Source organism: Amycolatopsis sp. AA4 (genome assembly GCF_002796545.1).
GTDB lineage: Bacteria > Actinomycetota > Actinomycetes > Mycobacteriales > Pseudonocardiaceae > Amycolatopsis.
On the sequence record NZ_CP024894.1, the window covers coordinates 1,155,298 to 1,175,613 of the forward strand.

Below are 20,316 nucleotides of genomic sequence, written 5' to 3' on the forward strand. Positions count from 1 at the left end.
TTCGGAGAAACCTATGTCCAGCAATCATTCCCGGCCGGCGATCGCCGCGACCGGACTGCGCAAATCCTTCGGCGACCACGTCGTGCTCGACGGCATCGATCTCGCGGTCGCCCGCGGCACGGTCTTCTCGCTGCTCGGCGCGAACGGCGCGGGCAAGACCACCACGGTAAAGATTCTGTCCACTTTGATCAATGCCGACGGCGGCGCGGCGCAGGTCGCCGGGTACGACGTGGCCGCGGAAGCGGACGGCGTGCGGGCCTCGATCGGGGTCACCGGGCAGTTCTCCGCCGTCGACAATCTGCTGACCGGCGAGGAAAACCTGCTGCTGATGGCGGATCTGCACCACCTCGACCGGACCGCGCGGCGGCAGCGCACGGCCGAGCTGCTCGAACAGTTCGATCTCGTCGACGCGGCCAAGAAGCCGGTGTCGACGTACTCCGGCGGCATGCGGCGCCGGCTCGACCTGGCGCTGACCTTGGTCGGCAGCCCGCAGGTGATCTTCCTCGACGAGCCGACCACCGGCCTCGACCCGCGCAGCCGCCGGGCGATGTGGGAGATCGTGCGCAAGCTGGTGGCCAGCGGGGTCACGATTTTCCTTACCACGCAATACCTCGAAGAGGCCGACGAACTGGCCGACCGGATCGCCGTCCTCGACCACGGGCGGATCGTCGCCGAGGGCACCGCGGAAGAACTGAAGCGCCAGATCCCCGGTGGCCACGTCCAGCTGCGCTTCGCGGAAGAGGGCGACCTCGGACACGCCCAGCGGGCGCTGAGCGAGGCGTCGCGGCAGAACGACGCGCTCGTGCTGCGCGTGCCCAGCGACGGCAGCCTGCAGTCGCTCAAGGCGCTGATCGACCGGCTCGACGCGTTGTCGGTGAAGGTCGACGAACTTTCCGTGCACACCCCCGATCTCGACGACGTTTTCCTTGCCCTGACTGGCAACCCGACCGAAGAAAAGGTGACTTCCCGATGACTGCCCCCGTTCTCGCCGGACCGGACCTGCGCTTCCACCCGGTGCGCGACTCGCTGACCATGCTGCGCCGGAACCTCAAGCATATGCTCCGGTATCCGTCGCTGACGATCATGCTGGTCGGCATGCCGGTCGTCTTCCTGTTGCTGTTCGTCTACGTTTTCGGCGGCACGCTAGGCGCCGGATTAGGCGGGGCCGGAGGAGGCGGCAGAGCCGAGTACGCCAACTTCGTCGCGCCGACGATTCTGCTGATGACCATCACCGCGACCGTGCAGGGAACGGCGATTTCGGTCGCGATGGACCTGAGCGAGGGGGTCATCGCCCGGTTCCGGACCATGCACATCGCCCGGGTTTCGGTGCTGACCGGGCACGTGCTCGGCAGTGTGCTGCAGGCGTTGTTCGGGCTCGTGGTGGTCACCGGGGTCGCGCTGCTGGTCGGGTTCCGGCCCGCCGCCGGGGTCGGTTCGTGGTTCGCCGCGGTCGGCTTCCTCGTGGTGGTGGCGCTCGCTCTGGTGTGGCTGTGCGTCGCGCTCGGACAGGTGAGCAAGAGCGTCGAATCGGCCAGCAACACGCCGATGCCGTTGCTGCTGCTGCCTTTCCTCGGCAGCGGGTTCGTGCCGACCGATTCGATGCCGGGCGCCCTGCGGTGGTTCGCCGAATACCAGCCCTTCACGCCGATCATCGAGACCCTGCGCGCGCTGCTGCTCGACCGGCCGCTCGGCAACCACCTGTGGTTCGCGCTCGGCTGGTGCGCGGTGCTGGGCGTCGGCGGATATCTCTGGTCCAAGAAGCTTTTCAATCGCGAATACGCACACTGAAAGGGGCATGGGGGATGACGGGCGAGGAGATCGTGCAAGGGGTTCCGATGGGGCGGGCGGAGGGGTGCCCGTTCGATCCTCCGCCGTCGCTGACCGCGGTGCGGGACCGGGCTCCGCTGACGCGGATGGCGTTCCCGGACGGGCACGTCGGCTGGTTGGCCACCGGGCACGCGGAGGTCCGGGCGATTCTTGCGGACCAGCGGTTCAGCAGCCGGTACGAATTGTGGCACTACCCGTTTCCCGGGATGGAAATCTGTCCGGAACTGCCTCCGGCCCCGGTGGGGGACATGACGGGGATCGACGCGCCGGAGCACACGCGGTTCCGGAAACTGCTGACCGGGAAGTTCACGGTGCGGCGGATGCGGTTGCTCGGCGACCGGGTCGCGGAGGTCTCCGGCGAGTACCTGGACGCGATGGAAAAGGCCGGGCCGGGGGTCGATCTGCTCGAGGCTTACGCGCATCCGGTGCCCGCGGTGCTGATTTGCGAATTGCTCGGGGTGCCGTATTCGGATCGGGCGTCTTTTCTCGGCTGCGCGGCCGCGATCAGCGACGTGGGTCTTTCCGAAGAGGAGAGGATGACGGCTTATGGACAGTTGCAGGAGTATGTGGCTTCGCTGGTACCGGCTAAGCGGGCCGCGCCCACGGACGATTTGTTCAGCGACCTGACCGGCAGTGCTCTGACCGACGAGGAATTGGCTGGGCTGGGGACGTTCCTGCTGGCGGCGGGGTTGGACACGACGGCGAACATGCTGGCGTTGGGGACGTATGCGCTGCTGCGGAATCCGTCGCAGTGGGCGGTGGTGCGGGACGAGCCGGACGCTGCCGAGGGGGTGGTCGAGGAGTTGATGCGGTATTTGTCGATCGCGCATACCGGGGCGCGGGCCGCACTGGAGGATGTCGAAATCGGCGGGCAGGTGATCCGGGCTGGGGAGACTGTGGTGCTGTCGGTGCAGGCGGCCAATCGGGATCCGCGGAAGTTCGAGCGGCCGGACGAGCTGGACGTGCGGCGGAATGCGGCCGGGCATGTCGGGTTCGGGCACGGGATTCATCAGTGTTTGGGGCAGCAGTTGGCTCGGGTGGAGATGACTGTGGCGTTGCCTGCTTTGGCGCGGCGGTTTCCTCGGCTGCGGGTGGCGGGGGAAGTTGTGGTGCGGCCTGAGGTGCAGAATATTTATGGGGTCGTGAAGTTGCCGGTCGCTTGGTGACGTTGTGGTCCGGTTGACTCCCTCGCTTTTGATTGTTTAACACTGGCTCGGCGCTATCAAGGGCGCCTTCGGCGTCGCTGCGCGATGGCCGCTGGCGCGGCCACCCCTTGACAGCTCCGAGCCAGTGCTAACTGCGGCGGGGGCGAGGGGATGGGGTGAAGTGGTCGTCTTCGTCAGTTTCGAGGGTAGGTGGCGGTGGTGAGTGTGGTTGATGCGGATGGGGTGGAGGCGGGGGTTCGGGAGTTGGGGGTTCCGCCAGGCGGGGTGGTGATGGTGCATTCGTCGTTGTCCGCGTTGGGGAGCGTGGAGGGTGGGGCGGAGGCGGTCGTGCGTGGGGTGCTGGGGGTCGCGGGGACGGTGGTGGTGCCTGCGTTTACGCCGCAGGCGTCGGTCGCGGCGGTGGGGGCGCGGGCGGCGGAGGTGACTTCTCGGCAGCCGCTGGGTTATGCGGTGGGGCGGGGGTCGCCGTTCGAGTGGTTGTCTCGGGCGGGGGCGCGGATCGTGCTGCTCGGGGTCGGGCATGACCGGAACTCGTTCCTGCACTATGCCGAATCCCTCGTCCCGCATCATCGGCGGAAGGTCCGGCGGTTTCCGTACCTGGTGGACGGTGAGCGGGTGTGGGTGCGGACCGACGACGTCGGGGACGACAACGGGCGCTTCTTTCCTCAGGTCGGAGCGGAATTCGGGGAGACCGGCGGCGTGCGGCGGGGCAAGATCGGCGACGCGGACTGTCAAGTGATGGACTGTGTACCGTTCGTAGGTTTCGCGCGGCGGAGGCTGGCTGAGCTGCTGCGGTGAAACTGGCACCTATACTCGGGCGTTGTGACTGAAGGGTTGGAGCGCTGCCAGGCGTTCCTGGAGGAACGGCAGCCGCCGACGCCGTGTCTCGTCGTGGATCTTGACGTCGTGCGCGGAAGCTGCGCGCGGCTCCGCGCGGTGCTGCCGGAAGCGCGGATGTACTACGCGGTCAAGGCCAATCCGGCGCCCGAGGTCGTGCGGGTGGTTCGGCAAGCCGGGGCGGGGTTTGACGTCGCGGGGCGCGAGGAGATCGAATTGTGTCTCGCGCAAGGGGTGCGGCCGGAGTCGCTGTCTTATGGCAACCCGGTGAAGAAAGCGCGGGACATCGAATTCGCGCATCGCGTCGGGGTGCGGCGGTTTACCTTTGACAGCCGGGAGGATCTGGAGAAGCTCGCCGAGTTCGCGCCGGGGGCGACGGTTTCATGCCGGATTCTGGTGGACAGTCCTGGGGCGTTGACGCCGTTCGGGCGGAAGTTCGGGTGTGATCCCGCGATGGCGGCCGAGTTGCTGGTTCGGGCTGCCGAGCTGGGGCTGGATCCGGAAGGGATCGCGTTTCACGTGGGGTCGCAGCATGTCGATCCGCGGGCTTGGGAGGCCGGGATCGCTGCTGCGGGCGAGGTGACTCGTGCGGTGGCGCAGCGCGGGGTTTCCTTGCGTGGCTTGAACATCGGCGGCGGATTTCCGGTTGGCTATCTGACTGAGCCGCCGTCGTTGGAGGAATACGCGGCGGTCATTCGCGACGCGGTGGGGCGGCATTTCGCGGTGGCCCCTGAGCTGTCGTTCGAGCCGGGGCGGGCTGTGGTGGCCTCGGCGGGGGTGATTCGCAGCGAGGTCGTGCTGGTTTCGCGCAAGTCCGCGGCGGACGAGAAGCGTTGGGTGTATCTCGACATCGGCCGGTACGGCGGGCTTGCCGAGACGGAGAACGAGGCGATCGCGTACCGGTTGGTTACCGCGCATGACGGGGGTCCGGACGGGCCCGTTGTGGTTGCGGGGCCGACCTGCGACGGGGACGACGTGCTTTATCAGCGCACGCCGTATCGGTTGCCGTTGGCGTTGCGGGCGGGGGATTACGTCGATATTCCGCACGCAGGGGCGTACACGCAAAGTTACTCTTCGGTGTCGTTCAACGGTTTTCCGCCGTTGCGGGCGTACTTCATCGGCGGGGAATCCGCTGGCGTAGGGGAATTCGCCGGACGGCATGTGCTGGCTGAGTTTTCCGGGGTGGCCGCGGAGTTGCTCGACGATCCGGCGTTCTTGTGCGAGAGCTTGGAACGCGCGCTGGACAAGGCCGGTGCGACGGTGTGCGAGCTGACGTACAAGCAGTTCGAGCCGCACGGTGTGACGGCGATGGCGTTGCTGTCGGAGTCGCACGCTTCGATTCACACGTATCCGGAGCGCGGGTCGGCATTCGTGGACGTGTTCACGTGCGGGCGCAAGGCGGATCCGGAGCTGGCGGTTCACTTGCTGCGGGACTTGCTCGGCGCGAGCGTTTCGCGGGTCACCACTATCCACCGAGGACAGGAAGACAGTTGAACATCGAGGAACCGGTCGGCGCGGGGCTGACGCGGCGGTGGCATGTTTCGGACGTGCTCGTGGACACGCGTACTGCGTATCAGCATCTGGTGATCGGCGAAACGGCGCAGGGGATTTCGCTGTTCTGCGACGACGAACGGCAGAGCACCGAGTTCAGCCAGCTGGTGTATCACGAGGCGTTGCTGATTCCGGCGCTGCTGCTGGCGTCCACTGTGGACCGCGTGCTGGTGGTCGGGTCCAGCGAAGGCGTGGTGTGCCAGATCGCGGCCGAGGCGGGGGCTTTGGTCGACCACGTGGACATCGACGCCGAGGCGGTTCGGCTTTGCGCGGAGCATCTTCCGTATGGGTACACGCCGGCTGAACTGGCCCGGGCGGAGCGTGGCGAGGGACCGGTCCGGGTGCATTACGCGGATGGGTGGGAGTACGTCCAGGCTTGCGCGGAGAAGTACGACGTGGTGCTGGTGGATCTGCCGGATGAGCAGGATGACGCCGATGCGCAGCACAATCGGTTGTACGGCAAGGAATTCCTGGCGCAGTGCCGGTCGTTGCTGACGCCGGGTGGAGTGGTGGCGTATCAGGGCGGGTGCCCGACGCTGTGGCGGAACTCGACGTTGGTGAAGTGCTGGCGTCGGTTCGAGGAAGTGTTCCCGGCTCCGGTCTACTTTGGCTCGCCGGAGCACGAGTGGGCGTTTTTCTTCGGTACGGCCGGGGAAGTGTCGCTCGAGACGATGGTGGAGCGGTTGGAGAAGTTGCGGTACCGGCCGGTGTCGATTGACGCGCTGACGTTGCGGGGGGCGACTGTTCCGCCGATCAGTCTTCGCTGATGACGGAAGTGTGGACGTTCGCGCTGGTCATTCCGGACGGAGTGGTCAGCGACGCGTTCGATTCCATGGTGGATCTGCTGGGGCGCAACGGGTTTGCCGTGGTCACGGGCCAGGTTCTTCAACTGGACTTGCCGACGATGATGCGCGGAGCCGGGGACGGTGGGGTATCTCGAGGAGAACGTCATCTTCGTTTCGGGACTGGAGCGGCTGGTTCTCGACACGCACGACGCGTGATCGCGTCAGGTCAGTGGCCCGAGAACCAGCCGGGCAAATCCAGCCGCGCGGACTCCGGGGAAGCGACTTTCCGCAGGTCCTCCTCCAAGGCCCGCAGCCGCTCGGCGCCCAGGGTTTCAGACCACTCCGCCCGTAGTCGTTCGAAGATCCGGGCGGACTTGGCCAGGCAGTCGAGGCCCCGGTCGGTCAGGCGGACCAGCAGGCGGCGGCCGTCGCCGGGGTCGCGTTCTCGGTGGACGTAGCCGAGTCGTTCCAGGGTGTCGATCGTCTTCCCCGCGGCCTGTTTGGTGACGCCGAGAGTGCGGCCCAGCTCGACGGCGGTCGTGCCGGACGGGCCGATCGCCTGGAAGACGAACCCGTGCATCGGGCGCACGTCGGGGTGGCCTTGCTTCGCCAGGTCGGCGTGCAGGTCGTCGATCAGGCTGCGGAAGCCGAACAGCAGGCGCAGCGGCAGCTCGTATCCGGGCGGATCGCTTGACATAAGTAGACAACCTCGTTGACTATATGGACAACCTGATTGTCTATCTTAACGGGGAGCAGCGCATGACAGTGATTCGGGAGAGCCGTCGGACGGAGACGCCCAACGCGGTGATGACGACGTTGGCCTCGCCGACGCAGGGCGGCAGCCAGCAGGCGGTGTGGAGAGTGGACATGATGCCCGGCGCGGTCGGGCCGGTGCATGCGTTCGACACCGAGCAGGTGTGGACGGTGCTCGGGGGTGGGGCGGAGATCTCGGTGGGCGGGGTGGTCGAGGTCGTGCGGGAAGGGGAGACGGTGGTGCTGCCAGCCGACGCGGAGCGGCAGGTGCGGGCGGGCGCGCGGAGCGGCCTGGTGGCGATCGTGTGTGCGCCGGGGAGCACGCGGGTGTACCGGACCGGCGTGGTGCCCGCGTGTGCGACGGCGGACGGGGACAAGATTCTTCCGGACTGGGTGGCCTGAGACTGGGCGACTGGAGACTGTGGCGGGCGTCACGGAATGTTCGGCGATCTTGAGCGGCTACAACGGATATGTCTGCTCCCACCACGCCAGAAGAGTCCGCCGCGGTCGTTCCTGTTCTGGACGACTTCGATTTCCCGCTCGTCGACGGCGCTGCCTGCCGCATCGACGACCCGGACTGCGAAGCCTGCCAGTAACGCCGCACGCACGGAGGAATCCGTTGCGTGACACGCGGTAACCACCCGAATGACCGGTCGGTGACGGCTCGGGAAACACGGTAACTGCCGGCCGGTCCGGCAGTTACCGTCGTTCTCGTGCCGTTGACATTGATCAAAGGTCAGTTCCGGGTTGCCGGGGCGTCGCCGGACGGGGATTCGGTGCGGTTCTACCCGGACCGAGCTGACGCGTTTTCCGCCGCCCGCCTCAAAGTGCGGACCAACTCCCGCGGTGGGGTGCAGTTGCGCCTCGACGGGATCGACGCGCTCGAGACACATTACCGGCCGCGCGTGGCGGGCGCCGAATTGTGGTATCAGCCGAAGGAACTGGCTGACGCCGCCGGCGCGGAACTGTTGCGGCACCTCGGATTCACGAAGGTCGAGCGCGACGAAGGCGGACGCGTTTCCGCCAGCACGCCGGGCGAGACGAGCGGGCACATCCTGACCCGGTTCGCCGACAAGTACGGCCGCGCGGTCGCGTTCGCGTTTCCCGGACAGCGGGCGGGGCGTTCCACGGACGGCGGGTCCGTGCATCTTGAACCGAAAACGCTGAAGGCGTCGGCGAATTTCCGTCTTCTCGAAACCGGCTCGCGTATCCGACGTTCTACTCCAAGCTGTACCCGGATCTCCGGCAGACGATGGCCGACGCGGCGGTCGCGGCGCGCACCGCGGGCAAGGGCGTGTGGGAGCACGACGTCACCAACAGCGGGTTTCGGCTGACCAGCCGCGCCCAATTGCGCGACGACGTGGTGCTGTTGCCGAAACTGTTCCGCCGGCTGGCCGATTACTTGAGCCTGGACGAAACCGGCGGCGTCTCGCTCGCCGGATTCGCGGACTATGTCGACACTCGCAACGACCAGCTTTTCACCATTCCCGACGGGCACGCGACGGAACTCAGCACGCTCCTGTCCGTCCGGCGGCAGACGTTGAAGCTCACGACTCCGCCGGAGCAGATCGTGTTCCAAGAGGCTTGACCGGTTGCCGCAGCACCGTTTTGAGCTTCTCGGGTGCGGTGCGGCGCGGGTCGCTCAGGTAGATCTCGTGGTGGTCGCCGTTGAAGGTCAGGCCGTGTTCGGGCAGGTATTCGTCGTGGAGCCGGTGCAACGTAGGCGTTTCGTCGTCGTACGAGCCGACGTGCAGGATCTGGACGCTCATGCCTTCAGTCAGCGTGCGTAGCCGGACTCCGGCGAGCGCGGGGTTGTCTTTTTTCTTCGCGACACTTTCGGCGGCTTCCCGGACCATGTCCTCGGTGACCCAGTCCGGCTGACTGATCAGCATCGTCCAGTCCCACTTCGCCTTGTCTCGGGTGAGGAAGACGCTGGAGTCGTCGGCGCGCCAAAGTCCCTCAAGCGGTCCGACGACGAAGTCTCGGCCGAGGTTTTTCTTGCTGGCGAACTTCACCGCATAAGCGATTCCGTACAGCGCTTCGACGGCGTTCGTATACTCCGGCGCGGTGTTCGGGTCGCCGTGGCCGTCGGCGGCCAGATACTGAAGCGCGGGAACCTCCACGACGGTGAAGTCCGCAGGCGGCGAATACAGCGCGCGGTGGGCCTTCTTGACGTCGTACTTCTCCATCGCGGTCTCCTTGGTGAGGACGCTCTCGGTCCAGGTGAGGTCGGCCGTGAGCATTGCTTCGCTGTAGTCGAAAATCGCCGCCGCGGCGTCGGGCAGGGATTCTTGGCTGGCGCGCGTCGCCCGGACTTCGGCGAGTTGTCCGCGCAACGCGGCGATCCGCGTGGTCAGGCCGGAACGCACTTCGGTGTCCGGCAGGCCCGGGCTGTTGGCCATGGCGATGAGGACACGCGCGTGGATCGGCGTGAGAGCGCTGAGTGCTTCGCGGGTGGCGTCCGCGCAGAGTTCGACGCCGGCCGGCGTGGCTTGGAAGGTGGCGCGCGATTTGCCGGAGCGCGGGCCGCCGGTCGCTTCGATCAGGCCGCGCTTGGCCAGTTTGTCGAGGACGTAATAGATCGAGGAAAACCCGAGCGCGGTCCAGGCGCGGATGCCGCGCTCCTCGATCACCCGCTCCAGTTCGTAGCCGTGCCGGGGCTGCTCGACGAGCAGGCCGAGGACGGTCAGTTCGGCGTCGGTGAGGGCGGGCATGCCAGCTATTCTAGTACTAGAATAGCTGGGCCTTCAAGACCGCGACTTCGGGAGCCGGGTCGAACCCGTGTCCGGCCAGCCATCCGCAGGCTGCGCAGCGACCACCACGCGCGGAGGACGTCGAGGTCGACGTCTGCGCCGTAACCGGCCAATACGTCGGGGAGGTGTTCCTGGTGGGCCTCGGACCAGTCGAGGATGCCGGTCACCTCGTCGCCCTCAACGAAAATGTGCGCGACCTGCAGATCTCCGTGGGTGAAGACCCGCGGCCACGGCCGCAGCGGCGCCTCGTGCAGTGTCCGGGCGGCGGCCCCCGCGGCTGCCCAAGCGGCCGGGGACGCGGTCGACGGTGCGCCGGGGCGGCCGAGTTCCCGTCCGGGCAGGGCGGCGAGCGCGAGCACGGGCGGTTTCCGCCAGCGGATCTCCGGCGTCGGGACCGGGGCGAGCGCCATCGCCGCGACTTCGGCGTCGGCGCGCGCTTGGTCGGTGTCGACCTTCAGGAACACGTCGCCGACGCGCAGGGTCGTCACCAAAAACGAGCACCGAAGTCGCCGGGTTTTCCCAGCCTGGCTTAGCGTTGCAGCCTCGGATCCTGCGAGGGATCGGCGTACATCGGCGGACAGCCTTGGAGAACGGCTTCGGGGCGCAGTTCGTAGTGCCACGGTTCGTTCCGGTAGATCTGGCACAGTCCATATGCGGCACCGTGTTCCGACAGCCACGCCGTGGCTTCGAAGGGGCCGAGATCGATCGCGTTCCCCAAGACGTGCGCGGACTGGTCGGCGGTGGCTACCCAACGGGCGGCCTCCTGCTCCGAGCCGTATTTGGCGATTGCCTTGCGCCGAAGCTGATTCTGATACGCCGGGGAACGCCAGCCGCTGTTGACGCGGAACTCGACGCCGTCGTCAGCGGCGTCTTTGGCCGCCCGGCGCAGCGCGTCCAGGAATTCCGGATCGAGATTGGCCACGGCCGGAATCTCGGCGAATACTGTGGTGCCGGGCGGGACGGCGCCGTCGGCCTCGCTGAGTGCGCCACGACGGCGAAGCACCTGGCGGACGGTTCGCCGGAAAACGGCGAGAGCCGGACGTCGTGCGGATTCGCTGCGGGTCATGGCGTCCAGCCAAGGCGAAACGGTGTTGCCGGCGCGTACGCGGTTTCGGATATGCCAGCGATACGCGTCTGCTCGTAGCATCGAGGGCATGCGTGTGCTGATCGTCGAGGACGAGCCTTACCTGGCCGAGGCCATCCGGGACGGTTTGCGCCTGGAAGCGATCGCGGCCGATCTCGCCGGGGACGGGGACACCGCGCTGGAAATGCTGAGCGTCAACGCGTACGACATGGCGGTGCTCGACCGGGACATTCCCGGACCGTCGGGCGACGAGATCGCGAAACGCGTCGTCGCGTCCGGCAGCGGCATGCCGATCCTGATGCTCACCGCCGCCGACCGGCTCGACGACAAGGTCTCCGGTTTCGAACTCGGCGCCGACGACTACCTGACCAAACCGTTCGCGATGCGGGAACTCGTGCTCCGGCTGCGCGCGCTCGACCGCAGGCGCGCGCACAACCGGCCGCCGGTGCGGGAAATCGCCGGACTGAAGCTGGACCCGTTCCGCCGCGAGGTCTACCGGAACGGCCGATACGTCGCGCTGACCCGGAAGCAGTTCGCCGTCCTGGAGGTGCTCGTCGCGGCCGAGGGCGGGGTGGTCAGCGCCGAGGAACTTCTCGAGCGGGCCTGGGACGAGAACGCGGACCCGTTCACCAACGCCGTCCGCATCACGGTTTCGGCGCTGCGCAAACGGCTCGGCGAACCGTGGCTGGTCGCGACCGTCCCCGGGGTCGGCTACCGGATCGACGACGGGTCGGCACGCGGATGATCCGCGAGCCCGGGATGAGCGTCCGGCTCAAACTGACCCTCAGCTACGCCGGATTCCTCATGCTGGCCGGGACGCTGCTGCTCGGCGCGGTGGGCCTGTTCCTGCTGAACTACCAGGACCGGGCGCTGGAAGTGATGCCGGTGGTGATGGCTCCGTCCGGCCGCGAACTGATCAAGGACTTCGCGCCGGACGCGGCGATCGTGATGCTGCTCCTGCTGATGTTCGGCCTGCTGGGCGGCTGGATTCTGGCCGGGCGCATGCTCGCCCCGCTGAACCGGATCACCGCGGCGACCCGGCAGGCCTCGACCGGTTCGCTCGCGCATCGGATCGAACTGGAAGGCCGCGACGACGAGTTCCGCGAACTCGCCGACAGCTTCGACGCCATGCTCGCCCGCCTCGACGCGCACGTCGCCGAACAGCGGAGGTTCGCCGCCAACGCGTCCCACGAACTGCGTACTCCGTTGGCGATCACGCAGAGCCTCCTCGAAGTCGCGCGAGACGATCCGGACCGCGATCTCGGCGAGCTTCACGAACGTCTTCGGGTCGTGAACGCGCGGGCGATCGAACTCACCGAAGCCTTGCTGCTGCTCAGCCGGGTGGACCAGCGGTCGTTCACCCGGGAATCCGTCGACTTGTCGCTGGTGGCGGAAGAGGCCGCCGAGACGCTCTTGCCGCTGGCCGAGAAACACGGCGTGACCATCGAGACTTCGGGCGAGTTCACTGCCGTGAACGGGTCTCGGGCGCTTCTGCTGCAGCTGACGACTAATTTGCTGCACAACGCCATCGTGCACAACCTGCCGGAGGGCGGGACTGTGCAGCTGCGCACCACTGCCTCCGCGACGTCGAGCACGCTCACGGTGGAGAACACCGGGGAAGCGGTCAGCCCGGAGCGGATTTGGACGTTCACTGAGCCGTTCCAGCGGGGTACTGAGCGGGTCCGGGGGGATCACGCCGGGGTGGGGTTGGGGCTGGCGATTGTGAAGAGCATTGCCCGGGCGCACGACGGGTCGCTTTCGCTCGCGCCGGGTGCTGCGGGTGGGCTTCGGGTGGTGGTGCGGTTACCTGGGGAGGCGATGTTGTTCGGCGATCGTCAGCACCTGTCGGGCTAGGGCGGTGTCGGCATTGGGTGCTCCGGTCGTGGCGGCGCGGGCGGACATCGCGGCGAGGTGGGCTGGGTCGGTGAGGACTGGGAGGAGGGCGGCTTCGATCCAGGCCGGGGTGAGGTCCGCGTCGTTGACGAGCAGCGCGCCGCCGGCGGTGACGATCGGCTCGGCGTTCAGGCGTTGCTCGCCGCCGCGGTCGGGCAGGGGGACGAACGCCGCGGGGAGGCCGACCGCGGCCAGTTCGGCGCAGGTCAGCGCGCCGGAGCGGCAGATCGCGAAGTCGGCGGCGGCGTAGGCATACTGCATTTCGTCGACAAACGGCAGGACTATGTGCGACGGGTCGGCCGCGTCGACGGTGTGCTGCGGGCCGGTGATGTGCAGGATCCGCACCCCGGCCGCGCACAGTGCGGCAGCTGCGCCGGAGGTGGCGGCGTTGATGGTCTTGGCGCCTTGCGAGCCGCCGGTGACCAGCAGGACTGGGCCGTCTTGGGGCAGGCCGAACCGGCGTCGGGCTGCGTCGCGGGTTGCGGCGCGGTCGAGTTCGGTGATGGCTGGACGCAGCGGGATTCCGATTGCGGTGCCGTGTTTCAGCCGGACGGCCGGGGAGGCGGTGTACACGTGCGGCGTCATCCGGGCGGCTAGCCGGTTGGCTGCTCCCGGCCGGACGTTCGCCTCGTGGACGACGATCGGCAAGCCTCGCTGGCGGGCGGCGAGGTAGGCCGGGGCGGCGACGTAACCGCCGAAGCCCACTACGACGTCTGCGCCGACCTGGTCGAGGATTGTCCCAGCGGCCCGGATCGAAGCACGCAAGCGGGACGGGGTGTGCAGGAGCGCCCAGGTTGCCTTGCGCGGCAACGGAACCGGCGGGATGAGTTCCAGCGGGTAGCCGCGAGCGGGGATCAGCGTCGTGTCCAGGCCGCGGACGGTGCCGAGTGCGGTGATCTCCGCCTCGGGGGACAGCCGTCGCAACGCGTCGGCGAAATTCATCGCGGGTTCGATGTGTCCGGCGGAGTGGCCTCCGGCGACGACCACGCGGGGTGGCTTGGGGTCCATTTAGGCGATGAGGAAATCGAAGTACGTGTCTGGGTAAGGCTCGTCGTTCAGCGTGTAGTGCCACCATTCGGATTCGTACGCGGCGAAACCGCAATCCTCCATAATGGACCGAAGGTGTTGCCGGTTCGCCGTTTCGGCGGGGGTGATTCCCGGTGCGCCGTGGTGCGAGACGGCATCCATCAGGTCGAAGCCGCCGCCCATGGGGACGAGTTCACCGGTCTCCAGGCGGTACAGAGTCAAATCCACGGTGCTTCCTCGGGTGTGACCGGATTTGATCGCTACGTAACCGTTTTCGAACATCTCCGCGCGGTTGAGGTTCGGGTAGTGCTGACGTTTCTTGCGACCGTCTTCCGGCTGTTTCGCCCAGCGCAGGAAGCAGTCTACTGCGCGTTGCGGGCGGTAGGCGTCCCAGATCAGCAGGCCGAAGCCTCGGGTCGCGGCTTTGTCCTGCGCGTTTCGCAAGGCGGCGCACAGGGCATGGGTGCCGACGATCCGGTTCGCCAGGTAACCGTCGACCGGTTTGCCGGTGAAGTTGTCCCAGGTGGCGTACTTGGCGTCCCAGCGGATTCCGGGCGCGACCTCGTCCAGGAAGGCGAAACCGGGCCTCATCGGCGCGCCCCGGCCAGCGCGAGGGACACCATCCGGTCGAGCATTTCGGCGAACGACAGCCCGGCGGCCGCCATCATCCGCGGGTACCGGCTGTAGGAGGTCAGTCCGGGGAAGGTGTTGACCTCGTTGAGCATGACGGTGCCGTCTTCCAACAGGAACAGGTCGACGCGGGCGAGGCCGCGGCAGCCCAGCGCGCGGTAGATGGTGCGCGCGGTCGCCTGGACGCGGGCGCGCGCCTCCGCCGGGATGGCCGCGGGGACGAGGATGGTCGAATTCTCGGAGCCGCTTTCCGGGTTGTCCTCTTGGTGGATCTTGAAGAACCCGTGCGACAGCCGGATCTGGTCCGGTTCGCCGACGATCAGGTCCGCGCCGTTGCCCAGGACCGCGCAACCGACTTCGCTGCCTTCGACCGCTTCCTCGATCAGGACCTTGGAATCGAACTGCGCCGCGTCCGCGAGCGCGCTCGGCAAGTCCTCCTCGCGCGAGACCTTGGTGACGCCGAACGACGAACCGGACCGGGCCGGCTTCACGAAGACGGGGTAGGTGAATTTGCCCGCGTCGACGGTCTCGTTCGCCGAGCCCGCCCAGAAGTTCGGCGTGGCGATGCCCGCGCTGTCGGTGACGAGGTAGGCGAGGGATTTGTCCATGCACAGCGCCGAACTTCGCACATCGCAGCCCGCGTACGGGATTCCGGACAGCTCGAGGAGGCCCTGCATCGCGCCGTCCTCGCCGAGTTTGCCGTGCAGCACCGGCAGCACCACGTCCAGCCGGACCGGCTCGTACTTGCCCTGCTCCTCGACCAGCAGTCCGTGGACGCCGCGGTCCGGTGACAGCATCGCCGGGCGGCCGTGGTCCTCCCACCCTTCGCCGGGGCCGTCGCAGAGCTTCCACGAGCCGTCCTTGGTGATCCCGACCCAATACGGCTCGTAGGTTTCCGGTTCGAGGTTCTTCGCCACTTCTCGCGCGGATTTGACCGAGACGGGGTGTTCCTCGGAGATTCCGCCGAAGATGACGCCGATCTTGAGTTTAGCCATGGTTTGTCCAGCTTTCGAAATTCAGGCAGTTGAGGAGGCTGTTTTCCACCGCGTCGCGCAAGGCGTGCTCGGTGTGGTACGCGGTGTGCGGGCTGATCAGGACGTTCGGCAGTTTCTGCAGGCGCGCGAGATTGGTGTTTTCGATAGGTTTGCCGCGGCAGTCGGCGTAGAACATGCCTTCTTCGCCTTCGAGGACGTCCAATGCCGCGCCGCCCAGTCTGCCGTTTTCCAAGGCGGACACGAGGGCTTCGGTGTCGATCAGGCCGCCGCGGCCGGTGTTGACGACGATCGCACCGGGTTTCATCTGCTCGATCCGGTGCCGGTCCAGGAGATGGCGGGTTTCCGGGGTGAGCGGGGTGTGGAGGGTGACGATGTCGCTCTGCTGCAGCAAATCGTCGAGGGGGACGTAGTCGGCCGACGTTCGGGGGCGGAGGTCGTAAGCGAGTTTCTGGCCGCCGAAACCCCACAGCCGGTCGATGACCGCGGCACCGATGCGTCCGGTTCCGATGATGCCTACGGTGAGGTCGCGCAGTTCTTTTCCGGGAGCGTTGTTCAGCCGGTAATCGTGCGCGTCCGTTCGGCGGATGAGGGATTTCGCGTGGCGGATCGCCATCAGCATCAACATGAGCGTGTAGTCGGCGACGCTGTCGGGCGAGTACGCGACGTTTTCGACGGTGATCCCGAGTTGCTCGGCGTATTCGACGTCGAGATGGTTGCAGCCGATGCTTCGCGTGGAGAGATACCGGACGCCGATCTCGCTGAGTGCGCGCAAGGTGCCGTTGGTGATGCGGGTTTTGTGGCTGACGCTGACGCGCCGATTCCCGGCGGCGAGTTCGACGGTGGCTTCGGACAGCGCCGCCGCGGTGACCGCCGCTGTTATCCCCAACCGGCGCACCGCCTCTTGGACCAGGGCGGCTTCGTCGGGACCGCAGCCGTAGATCGTGATCCCGGCCGCCGGAACCGACGACCGGACCCGAAGCCCCGCGGCACGGGCCGGTTCGCGGTAGGTCATGCGGGTCAGTCAAGGCGGCGGGATGTTGCCAGCCTGTATGCGGTTTCCGATACACGGACGATATGCGGCCGCGAGAGAAATGGGGTGGAGCGAGCGGGCACCGGCGTGGTCGGATGTCGCGGTGAAAGAGCGGAAGCGGAAGATCTTGGCGCGCCGGGCGGAAGTCCTGGCGCTGCGGCCCGTTCCGACCTGGCATCATGCGCGGATCTTGCCGCCGGAGCCGGGGGAGGTGCGGATTTCGGAGGCGATCGGTCCGTTCGGCGAGCTGACGGCGGTGTGGTCGGCTCCAGCGGACCGCGCGGTGCGGGTGACAGTGCACGTGCCGGAGATGGCGGTCGCGGCGCGAATTCCGGAGCTTCGGCTGGAGAGCCCGGAGGTGCAGCCGCTGCCGGACGGGCGCGTGCTGCTGGTCGGGCCTCGGTGCGACTGGCGGACGACCGGGCTGGAGCGCAATGCGATCGTCTTCGACTCCGACGGCGAGGTGGTGGCCGAGCAGACTTTCGGGGACGGAATCTTGCACGTGCAGGCCTCCGGGCCGGGGAGATCTGGGTCGGCTACTTCGACGAAGGCGTGCTCGGCTCGCGCGGTTGGGGCGAGGACGGAGCCGCCCCGCCGGTCGGCCGGAGCGGGCTGGTCCGGTTCTCGGCCGACTTGACTGAGGACTGGCGTTATCCCTGGTCCGCGCGGATGTCCTGGGGGCATATTTTGGACTGCTACGCCCTCAACGTCGATGGCGACACCGCCTGGACGTGCTTCTACACCGAATGGCCCGTCGTCCGGATCCGCGACGGCCGCGTCACCGGGTGGCGCAACGAAATCCGCAGCGCTACCGCGTTGGCAGTGCGTGGTTCGCGGCTGGCGTTCTACGGCGGGTACGAGCCAGAGCGGGATCGGCTGGTGGCCGGGGTTCTGGACGGCGACCGGTACCGCGTGACCGGCGAGTACCGGCTCGTTCTGCCGGATGGTCAGGAACTACCGCGAGACGCCCGGGTTTTCGGGCGGGGCGCGGACTTGCACATCGTGACCCGGCACGACTGGTATCGACTCAGTCTCGAAGACCTTCCCGCGTAAGGAAATCCCCGTTACCGCGGCCAATCAACGTCCACTGTGGACGTAGTGCACCGGGCGGCGGACGTCAACCGGCGGCAGGACCAGACGCGTTACCTGGGCGAGGAGTCGTAGCGAGGTCCGCCGGGGCCTGCCATCGGGCGAGCCGGTCGTAGAGGCGCGACAGCCGGGCGTGGAAGGTCTCCAGCGCCCAGGCCAGTTGCCAGCTGAGCGTCGCGGCGGTGTGCTGGGCGGCGACGAGACAGGCGTGCTCGGTGTTGCACCACGCCAGCGCGGCCAGCGCGTCGGGCAGCGGATGGGGGAGGACGTCCGGTGCGGGCGGATCGAGCCGGACCGAGGCTTGCCGCGGGTTGAGGAGCCGGTCGGCGGCGTGGGCGGTGTGCGTGTAGAAGTACAGGATTCGCTGCAGTGCGGCGTCGCGGGCGTCCTCGGCGAGGGTGTGCTGGGCGGTGTCGCCGGCGTAGAGGCGGATCAGGTCGTGCATCCGGTACCGGCCCGGAACGTGTTGCTGCACCAGGGAAGCCAGCTCCAGTTCGCGCAACACCGGGCGCAGCTGGACGGCCGGGAGCGCCACCAACGCTTCGGCGGCGGCGAGGCTGATGTCCGGACCGGGGGCGATGCCGAGCAAGCCGAACAGCCGCGTCGCTTGCGGGCTGAGCGCGCGGACCGACCAGGACAGCACCGCCCGCAGGTTCACCCTGAGACCGCCGGCGTTCAGGCCGTCCAGCCGGGCGGAGGCGTCGCGCAGTTCCTCGGCGAGGACGGCCAGCGGAAACGTCGGGTGGTGCTGGGCCCGCGCGGCCACGATCCGTACTGCCAGGGGCAAACCGGCGCACATCGCGAGCAGGTCGGCGACGGTGTCCGGTTCCGCGGCCAGCCGGTCCGGGCCGAGGTGCCCGGCGAGCAGTTCGCGCGCGTCCGGGTCGGGGAGGACGTCCAGGTCCAGCAGGTGCACGCCGTACAGCGCGGCGAGGCCGACCAGGTGGCGGCGGCTGGTGATCAGGACTGTGCAGGTGGGCGTGCCCGGGAGCAATGGCGTGACCTGGTCGATGTCGCGGGCGTTGTCCAGCAGGAGCAGCATGCGTTTCCCGGCGAGCAGGCTGCGGTACAAGCCGATCTGGGCTTCCAGGTCGACCGGGATCGCGGAGGGGGCGACGCCGAGGGCGTCCAGGAAGCCGCGGATCGCCTCGGCGGCGGACCGGGGCTGTCCGATGGGATCGAAACCGTGCAGGTTGACGTGCAGTTGCCCGTCGGGGAACCGGTCGAGCCGCTGGTGTGCCCAGTGCAGCGCGAGCCAGGTCTTGCCGATTCCGCCGGCGCCGCCGATCGCCACCGTCCCGGCCAGGTCCATGTGCCGGTCCAAATGCACGAACTCGGCGCAGCGACCGGCGAACAGCCGGGGCGGGCCGGGCAGCTGGCGGGGGACGGGCGGACGGGTCGCGGGCTCCGGCGCGGGGGTGGACAGCGCGGGGTCGGCGGCGAGGATCTGCTCGTGCAGCCTGCGCAGCGGACGGCCGGGATCAGTGCCGAGTTCGTCGGCGAGAACCCGTTGCAGGCGGTGGTAATGCTGCAGCGCCTCGGCTTGGCGGCGGCTTCGGTAGAGAGCCAGCAGGTACTGTCCGGCGAGCCGTTCGTCGAACGGGTGGCTCGCGGTGTCGGCGGCGAGTTCGGCGAGCAGTTCGGTGTGTTTGCCTTGCCGCAGCCGGATGTCGGTCAGATCGAGCCGCGCGGTTCGCTGGCGGGCGGTGAGCGCGGCCCGCAGCGCGCACAGCCACGGGATGTCGGCCGCGGCGGCGAGGTCGGAGAAAGGTTTGCCCTGCCATAAGGACAACGCTTGTTCCAGTGCGGTCGCGGCTCGGGTGTCCGCCTCGTCCGGATCGTGGTGCGGGGTGGCGCGGGCTTGGGCCAGCAGTGCGTGGAAGCGATGCAGATCGACCGCGTCCGGTTCCACGGAAAGCCGGTACCCGCAGTCGGCGCGAGTGAGCTCGACCTCGGGAATCGGAGCGAGAACCCTGCGCAGCAACGGAATGTTGTGCTGCACCGCACGCCGCGGCTGGCGGGGCAGCGCGCCTTCCGGCCAGACGCGGTCGATGAGTTCGTCCATCGCGACCGTCTGGTTCGCCTCGATCAGCAGCACCGCGGCCATGCAGCGCAACTGCGGATGGCCCAGTTCGATCGCGCGGCCGTCCACGGTCACGCCGACTGGGCCGAGCAGGCGGAACCGCACCGTCATCGTGATCACCCGTGAGCCGGTCGCCGGACCAGGACATGGTGTGTTTAGCGGTCCTGGCCCCGCCCGGGCAACCGCCGCGGCGGATCTGCGGCGCTACGGCCGAGCAGTTTCGGCCGAGCGGACCGGAAACCGCGTCCGGGGCGGCCCGCCGGATGGCCGCCCCGGACGTTTTCCCGGCTAGGACAAGGCTTCCCAGTTAATGCTGCGCAAAGGGACGCCGGGGCACGAAAGAACGAAACGGTAAGTGTTGCCCGCGAACATGACGGGGCCGTTGATCCGGGCATTGTTCGAACAGATGAGATAAACCCGCATCACCCCGACGCGCACCGAACAGCTGACCGCGACGTCGTGGAACGGGATCCGGGAGAAATAGCTGCAGTTGAACACCGGCGGCGTGGTGTTCGGCGCGGCGAGCGCGCCCGCTGAGCTGAGGGTTCCGGCCTGCGTGCCGCCGGCCGGGGCCGCGGTCGCGACGCTCGCGCCCGCGAACAAGGCGGCGATCGTCAAGGCGAGGGCGAGGAACGGCTTGGCCGCTCTTCGGGAAAGGGAATCCGGGCCAGTGGATCGAAGCATGGTGAATATTCCTTTGCGCCGGGGCGGCACCTCGGATGGTGCGCCTCGCGAACCATGCTGTCCGGTCGCGGCGTCGCGGATGCGGCACCGATGCGTCATCGCGAAACCGCGAAGAATCCTTGCCGGGTCT

General features: G+C 67.9%; 23 protein-coding genes and 1 pseudogene. 14 read left to right on the forward strand and 10 right to left on the reverse strand.

Annotation, left to right across the window (positions count from 1 at the left end):
* The first annotated feature begins 13 nt into the window (after nucleotides 1–13).
* The 7 genes and pseudogenes from CU254_RS05650 to CU254_RS05675 all read left to right on the forward strand — a co-directional run bounded on the left by CU254_RS05650 (nucleotide 14) and on the right by CU254_RS05675 (nucleotide 6,148).
* Entirely contained in the window at nucleotides 14–973 is a 960-nt protein-coding gene (locus CU254_RS05650) for a daunorubicin resistance protein DrrA family ABC transporter ATP-binding protein (RefSeq protein ID WP_009073599.1), read from the forward strand.
* Nucleotides 970–1,788 carry an ABC transporter permease gene (locus CU254_RS05655; protein ID WP_009073601.1) on the forward strand — a complete coding sequence of 273 codons (819 nt, stop codon included), beginning with the start codon at nucleotides 970–972 and terminating at the stop codon, nucleotides 1,786–1,788. Before CU254_RS05650 ends, CU254_RS05655 begins: the two co-directional genes overlap by 4 nt.
* Before the next feature lie 14 nt (nucleotides 1,789–1,802).
* On the forward strand, nucleotides 1,803–2,993 hold the full coding sequence (locus CU254_RS05660; protein WP_009073604.1) for a cytochrome P450: 1,191 nt from the start codon (nucleotides 1,803–1,805) through the stop codon (nucleotides 2,991–2,993).
* Nucleotides 2,994–3,263: 270 nt separating this feature from the next.
* Nucleotides 3,264–3,791 (forward strand): AAC(3) family N-acetyltransferase, encoded by a 528-nt coding sequence (locus tag CU254_RS05665; RefSeq protein WP_078561069.1) that lies wholly within the window; start codon nucleotides 3,264–3,266, stop codon nucleotides 3,789–3,791.
* Between the two features lie 108 nt (nucleotides 3,792–3,899).
* Nucleotides 3,900–4,871: pseudogene (locus CU254_RS05670) on the forward strand (type III PLP-dependent enzyme); the annotation flags it as partial.
* 75 nt (nucleotides 4,872–4,946) lie between these two features.
* Nucleotides 4,947–5,324, forward strand: a complete 378-nt coding sequence (gene speD / locus CU254_RS43935; RefSeq protein WP_037716638.1) for an adenosylmethionine decarboxylase — start codon at nucleotides 4,947–4,949, stop codon at nucleotides 5,322–5,324.
* Nucleotides 5,321–6,148 (forward strand): spermidine synthase, encoded by an 828-nt coding sequence (locus CU254_RS05675; protein WP_009073610.1) that lies wholly within the window; start codon nucleotides 5,321–5,323, stop codon nucleotides 6,146–6,148. The genes speD and CU254_RS05675 overlap by 4 nt, the downstream gene beginning before the upstream one ends.
* A 244-nt stretch (nucleotides 6,149–6,392) precedes the next feature.
* Here CU254_RS05675 and CU254_RS05680 read toward each other — a convergent pair whose 3' ends face one another.
* Nucleotides 6,393–6,863, reverse strand: a complete 471-nt coding sequence (locus CU254_RS05680) for a MarR family winged helix-turn-helix transcriptional regulator (RefSeq protein ID WP_009073612.1) — start codon at nucleotides 6,861–6,863, stop codon at nucleotides 6,393–6,395.
* Nucleotides 6,864–6,925: 62 nt separating this feature from the next.
* On the opposite strand from CU254_RS05680, the gene CU254_RS05685 reads away from it, so the two are divergent.
* The 3 genes from CU254_RS05685 (at nucleotide 6,926) to CU254_RS43940 (ending at nucleotide 8,507) form a co-directional block, all read left to right on the forward strand.
* Nucleotides 6,926–7,321 (forward strand): cupin domain-containing protein, encoded by a 396-nt coding sequence (locus CU254_RS05685; protein ID WP_037716644.1) that lies wholly within the window; start codon nucleotides 6,926–6,928, stop codon nucleotides 7,319–7,321.
* 68 nt (nucleotides 7,322–7,389) lie between these two features.
* Nucleotides 7,390–7,515, forward strand: coding sequence for a hypothetical protein (locus CU254_RS44590; protein ID WP_255409804.1), 126 nt, complete (start codon nucleotides 7,390–7,392; stop codon nucleotides 7,513–7,515).
* A 656-nt stretch (nucleotides 7,516–8,171) separates the two neighbouring features.
* Nucleotides 8,172–8,507, forward strand: coding sequence for a hypothetical protein (locus CU254_RS43940; protein WP_199785810.1), 336 nt, complete (start codon nucleotides 8,172–8,174; stop codon nucleotides 8,505–8,507).
* Here the strand turns inward: CU254_RS43940 and CU254_RS05695 are convergent.
* The 3 genes from CU254_RS05695 to CU254_RS05705 are packed head-to-tail and all read right to left on the reverse strand — an operon-like array spanning nucleotide 8,467 to nucleotide 10,738.
* Nucleotides 8,467–9,633, reverse strand: coding sequence for a GyrI-like domain-containing protein (locus CU254_RS05695; RefSeq protein ID WP_009073617.1), 1,167 nt, complete (start codon nucleotides 9,631–9,633; stop codon nucleotides 8,467–8,469). The two genes, CU254_RS43940 and CU254_RS05695, sit on opposite strands and share 41 nt — an antisense overlap.
* A gap of 5 nt (nucleotides 9,634–9,638) precedes the next feature.
* Nucleotides 9,639–10,160: a phosphotransferase gene (locus CU254_RS05700; RefSeq protein WP_009073621.1), complete on the reverse strand. Its 522-nt coding sequence runs from the start codon at nucleotides 10,158–10,160 to the stop codon at nucleotides 9,639–9,641.
* A 41-nt stretch (nucleotides 10,161–10,201) separates the two neighbouring features.
* On the reverse strand, nucleotides 10,202–10,738 hold the full coding sequence (locus CU254_RS05705; RefSeq protein WP_100266714.1) for a M15 family metallopeptidase: 537 nt from the start codon (nucleotides 10,736–10,738) through the stop codon (nucleotides 10,202–10,204).
* Nucleotides 10,739–10,826: 88 nt separating this feature from the next.
* On the opposite strand from CU254_RS05705, the gene CU254_RS05710 reads away from it, so the two are divergent.
* Complete coding sequence (locus tag CU254_RS05710) at nucleotides 10,827–11,501, forward strand: response regulator transcription factor (RefSeq protein WP_009073623.1); 675 nt, start codon at nucleotides 10,827–10,829, stop codon at nucleotides 11,499–11,501.
* The gene (locus CU254_RS05715; RefSeq protein ID WP_009073627.1) at nucleotides 11,498–12,610 is read left to right on the forward strand and encodes a HAMP domain-containing sensor histidine kinase; all 1,113 of its coding nucleotides are present in this window, start codon (nucleotides 11,498–11,500) and stop codon (nucleotides 12,608–12,610) included. The genes CU254_RS05710 and CU254_RS05715 overlap by 4 nt, the downstream gene beginning before the upstream one ends.
* On the opposite strand, the gene CU254_RS05720 is transcribed toward CU254_RS05715, so the two are convergent.
* Genes CU254_RS05720 through CU254_RS05735 form a run of 4 tightly spaced genes read right to left on the reverse strand, consistent with a single transcriptional unit; the run spans nucleotide 12,560 to nucleotide 16,312 of the window.
* Nucleotides 12,560–13,657 (reverse strand): glycosyltransferase, encoded by a 1,098-nt coding sequence (locus tag CU254_RS05720; protein WP_009073630.1) that lies wholly within the window; start codon nucleotides 13,655–13,657, stop codon nucleotides 12,560–12,562. The two genes, CU254_RS05715 and CU254_RS05720, sit on opposite strands and share 51 nt — an antisense overlap.
* Entirely contained in the window at nucleotides 13,658–14,266 is a 609-nt protein-coding gene (vanX, locus tag CU254_RS05725; protein ID WP_009073632.1) for a D-Ala-D-Ala dipeptidase VanX, read from the reverse strand.
* Nucleotides 14,263–15,300, reverse strand: coding sequence for a D-alanine--(R)-lactate ligase (gene vanA / locus CU254_RS05730; protein WP_009073634.1), 1,038 nt, complete (start codon nucleotides 15,298–15,300; stop codon nucleotides 14,263–14,265). The genes vanX and vanA overlap by 4 nt, the downstream gene beginning before the upstream one ends.
* Entirely contained in the window at nucleotides 15,293–16,312 is a 1,020-nt protein-coding gene (locus tag CU254_RS05735; RefSeq protein WP_009073635.1) for a D-isomer specific 2-hydroxyacid dehydrogenase family protein, read from the reverse strand. The genes vanA and CU254_RS05735 overlap by 8 nt, the downstream gene beginning before the upstream one ends.
* 121 nt (nucleotides 16,313–16,433) lie before the next feature.
* Between CU254_RS05735 and CU254_RS05740 the strand changes: the two genes are divergently transcribed.
* Complete coding sequence (locus CU254_RS05740; RefSeq protein WP_158687992.1) at nucleotides 16,434–16,967, forward strand: hypothetical protein; 534 nt, start codon at nucleotides 16,434–16,436, stop codon at nucleotides 16,965–16,967.
* Nucleotides 16,964–17,383 (forward strand): hypothetical protein, encoded by a 420-nt coding sequence (locus CU254_RS05745; protein ID WP_158687993.1) that lies wholly within the window; start codon nucleotides 16,964–16,966, stop codon nucleotides 17,381–17,383. The genes CU254_RS05740 and CU254_RS05745 overlap by 4 nt, the downstream gene beginning before the upstream one ends.
* 64 nt (nucleotides 17,384–17,447) lie before the next feature.
* Here CU254_RS05745 and CU254_RS05750 read toward each other — a convergent pair whose 3' ends face one another.
* Together CU254_RS05750 and CU254_RS05755 are read right to left on the reverse strand one after the other, a co-directional pair.
* On the reverse strand, nucleotides 17,448–19,613 hold the full coding sequence (locus CU254_RS05750) for a BTAD domain-containing putative transcriptional regulator (protein ID WP_037716649.1): 2,166 nt from the start codon (nucleotides 19,611–19,613) through the stop codon (nucleotides 17,448–17,450).
* 177 nt (nucleotides 19,614–19,790) lie between these two features.
* On the reverse strand, nucleotides 19,791–20,186 hold the full coding sequence (locus tag CU254_RS05755; protein WP_037712674.1) for a hypothetical protein: 396 nt from the start codon (nucleotides 20,184–20,186) through the stop codon (nucleotides 19,791–19,793).
* Nucleotides 20,187–20,316 lie beyond the last annotated feature (130 nt).

Excerpts from the sequence above, each read along its gene's own strand:
- CU254_RS05650 (WP_009073599.1), top strand. The coding sequence starts at position 14 with ATGTCCAGCAATCATTCCCGGCCGGCGATCGCCGCGACCGGACTGCGC.
- CU254_RS05655 (WP_009073601.1), top strand. The coding sequence starts at position 970 with ATGACTGCCCCCGTTCTCGCCGGACCGGACCTGCGCTTCCACCCGGTG.
- CU254_RS05660 (WP_009073604.1), top strand. The coding sequence starts at position 1,803 with ATGACGGGCGAGGAGATCGTGCAAGGGGTTCCGATGGGGCGGGCGGAG.
- CU254_RS05665 (WP_078561069.1), top strand. The coding sequence starts at position 3,264 with ATGGTGCATTCGTCGTTGTCCGCGTTGGGGAGCGTGGAGGGTGGGGCG.
- CU254_RS05680 (WP_009073612.1), bottom strand. The coding sequence starts at position 6,863 with ATGTCAAGCGATCCGCCCGGATACGAGCTGCCGCTGCGCCTGCTGTTC.
- CU254_RS05685 (WP_037716644.1), top strand. The coding sequence starts at position 6,926 with ATGACAGTGATTCGGGAGAGCCGTCGGACGGAGACGCCCAACGCGGTG.
- CU254_RS44590 (WP_255409804.1), top strand. The coding sequence starts at position 7,390 with ATGTCTGCTCCCACCACGCCAGAAGAGTCCGCCGCGGTCGTTCCTGTT.
- CU254_RS43940 (WP_199785810.1), top strand. The coding sequence starts at position 8,172 with ATGGCCGACGCGGCGGTCGCGGCGCGCACCGCGGGCAAGGGCGTGTGG.
- CU254_RS05695 (WP_009073617.1), bottom strand. The coding sequence starts at position 9,633 with ATGCCCGCCCTCACCGACGCCGAACTGACCGTCCTCGGCCTGCTCGTC.
- CU254_RS05705 (WP_100266714.1), bottom strand. The coding sequence starts at position 10,738 with ATGACCCGCAGCGAATCCGCACGACGTCCGGCTCTCGCCGTTTTCCGG.
- CU254_RS05710 (WP_009073623.1), top strand. The coding sequence starts at position 10,827 with ATGCGTGTGCTGATCGTCGAGGACGAGCCTTACCTGGCCGAGGCCATC.
- CU254_RS05715 (WP_009073627.1), top strand. The coding sequence starts at position 11,498 with ATGATCCGCGAGCCCGGGATGAGCGTCCGGCTCAAACTGACCCTCAGC.
- CU254_RS05720 (WP_009073630.1), bottom strand. The coding sequence starts at position 13,657 with ATGGACCCCAAGCCACCCCGCGTGGTCGTCGCCGGAGGCCACTCCGCC.
- vanX (WP_009073632.1), bottom strand. The coding sequence starts at position 14,266 with ATGAGGCCCGGTTTCGCCTTCCTGGACGAGGTCGCGCCCGGAATCCGC.
- vanA (WP_009073634.1), bottom strand. The coding sequence starts at position 15,300 with ATGGCTAAACTCAAGATCGGCGTCATCTTCGGCGGAATCTCCGAGGAA.
- CU254_RS05735 (WP_009073635.1), bottom strand. The coding sequence starts at position 16,312 with ATGACCTACCGCGAACCGGCCCGTGCCGCGGGGCTTCGGGTCCGGTCG.
- CU254_RS05750 (WP_037716649.1), bottom strand. The coding sequence starts at position 19,613 with ATGACGGTGCGGTTCCGCCTGCTCGGCCCAGTCGGCGTGACCGTGGAC.
- CU254_RS05755 (WP_037712674.1), bottom strand. The coding sequence starts at position 20,186 with ATGCTTCGATCCACTGGCCCGGATTCCCTTTCCCGAAGAGCGGCCAAG.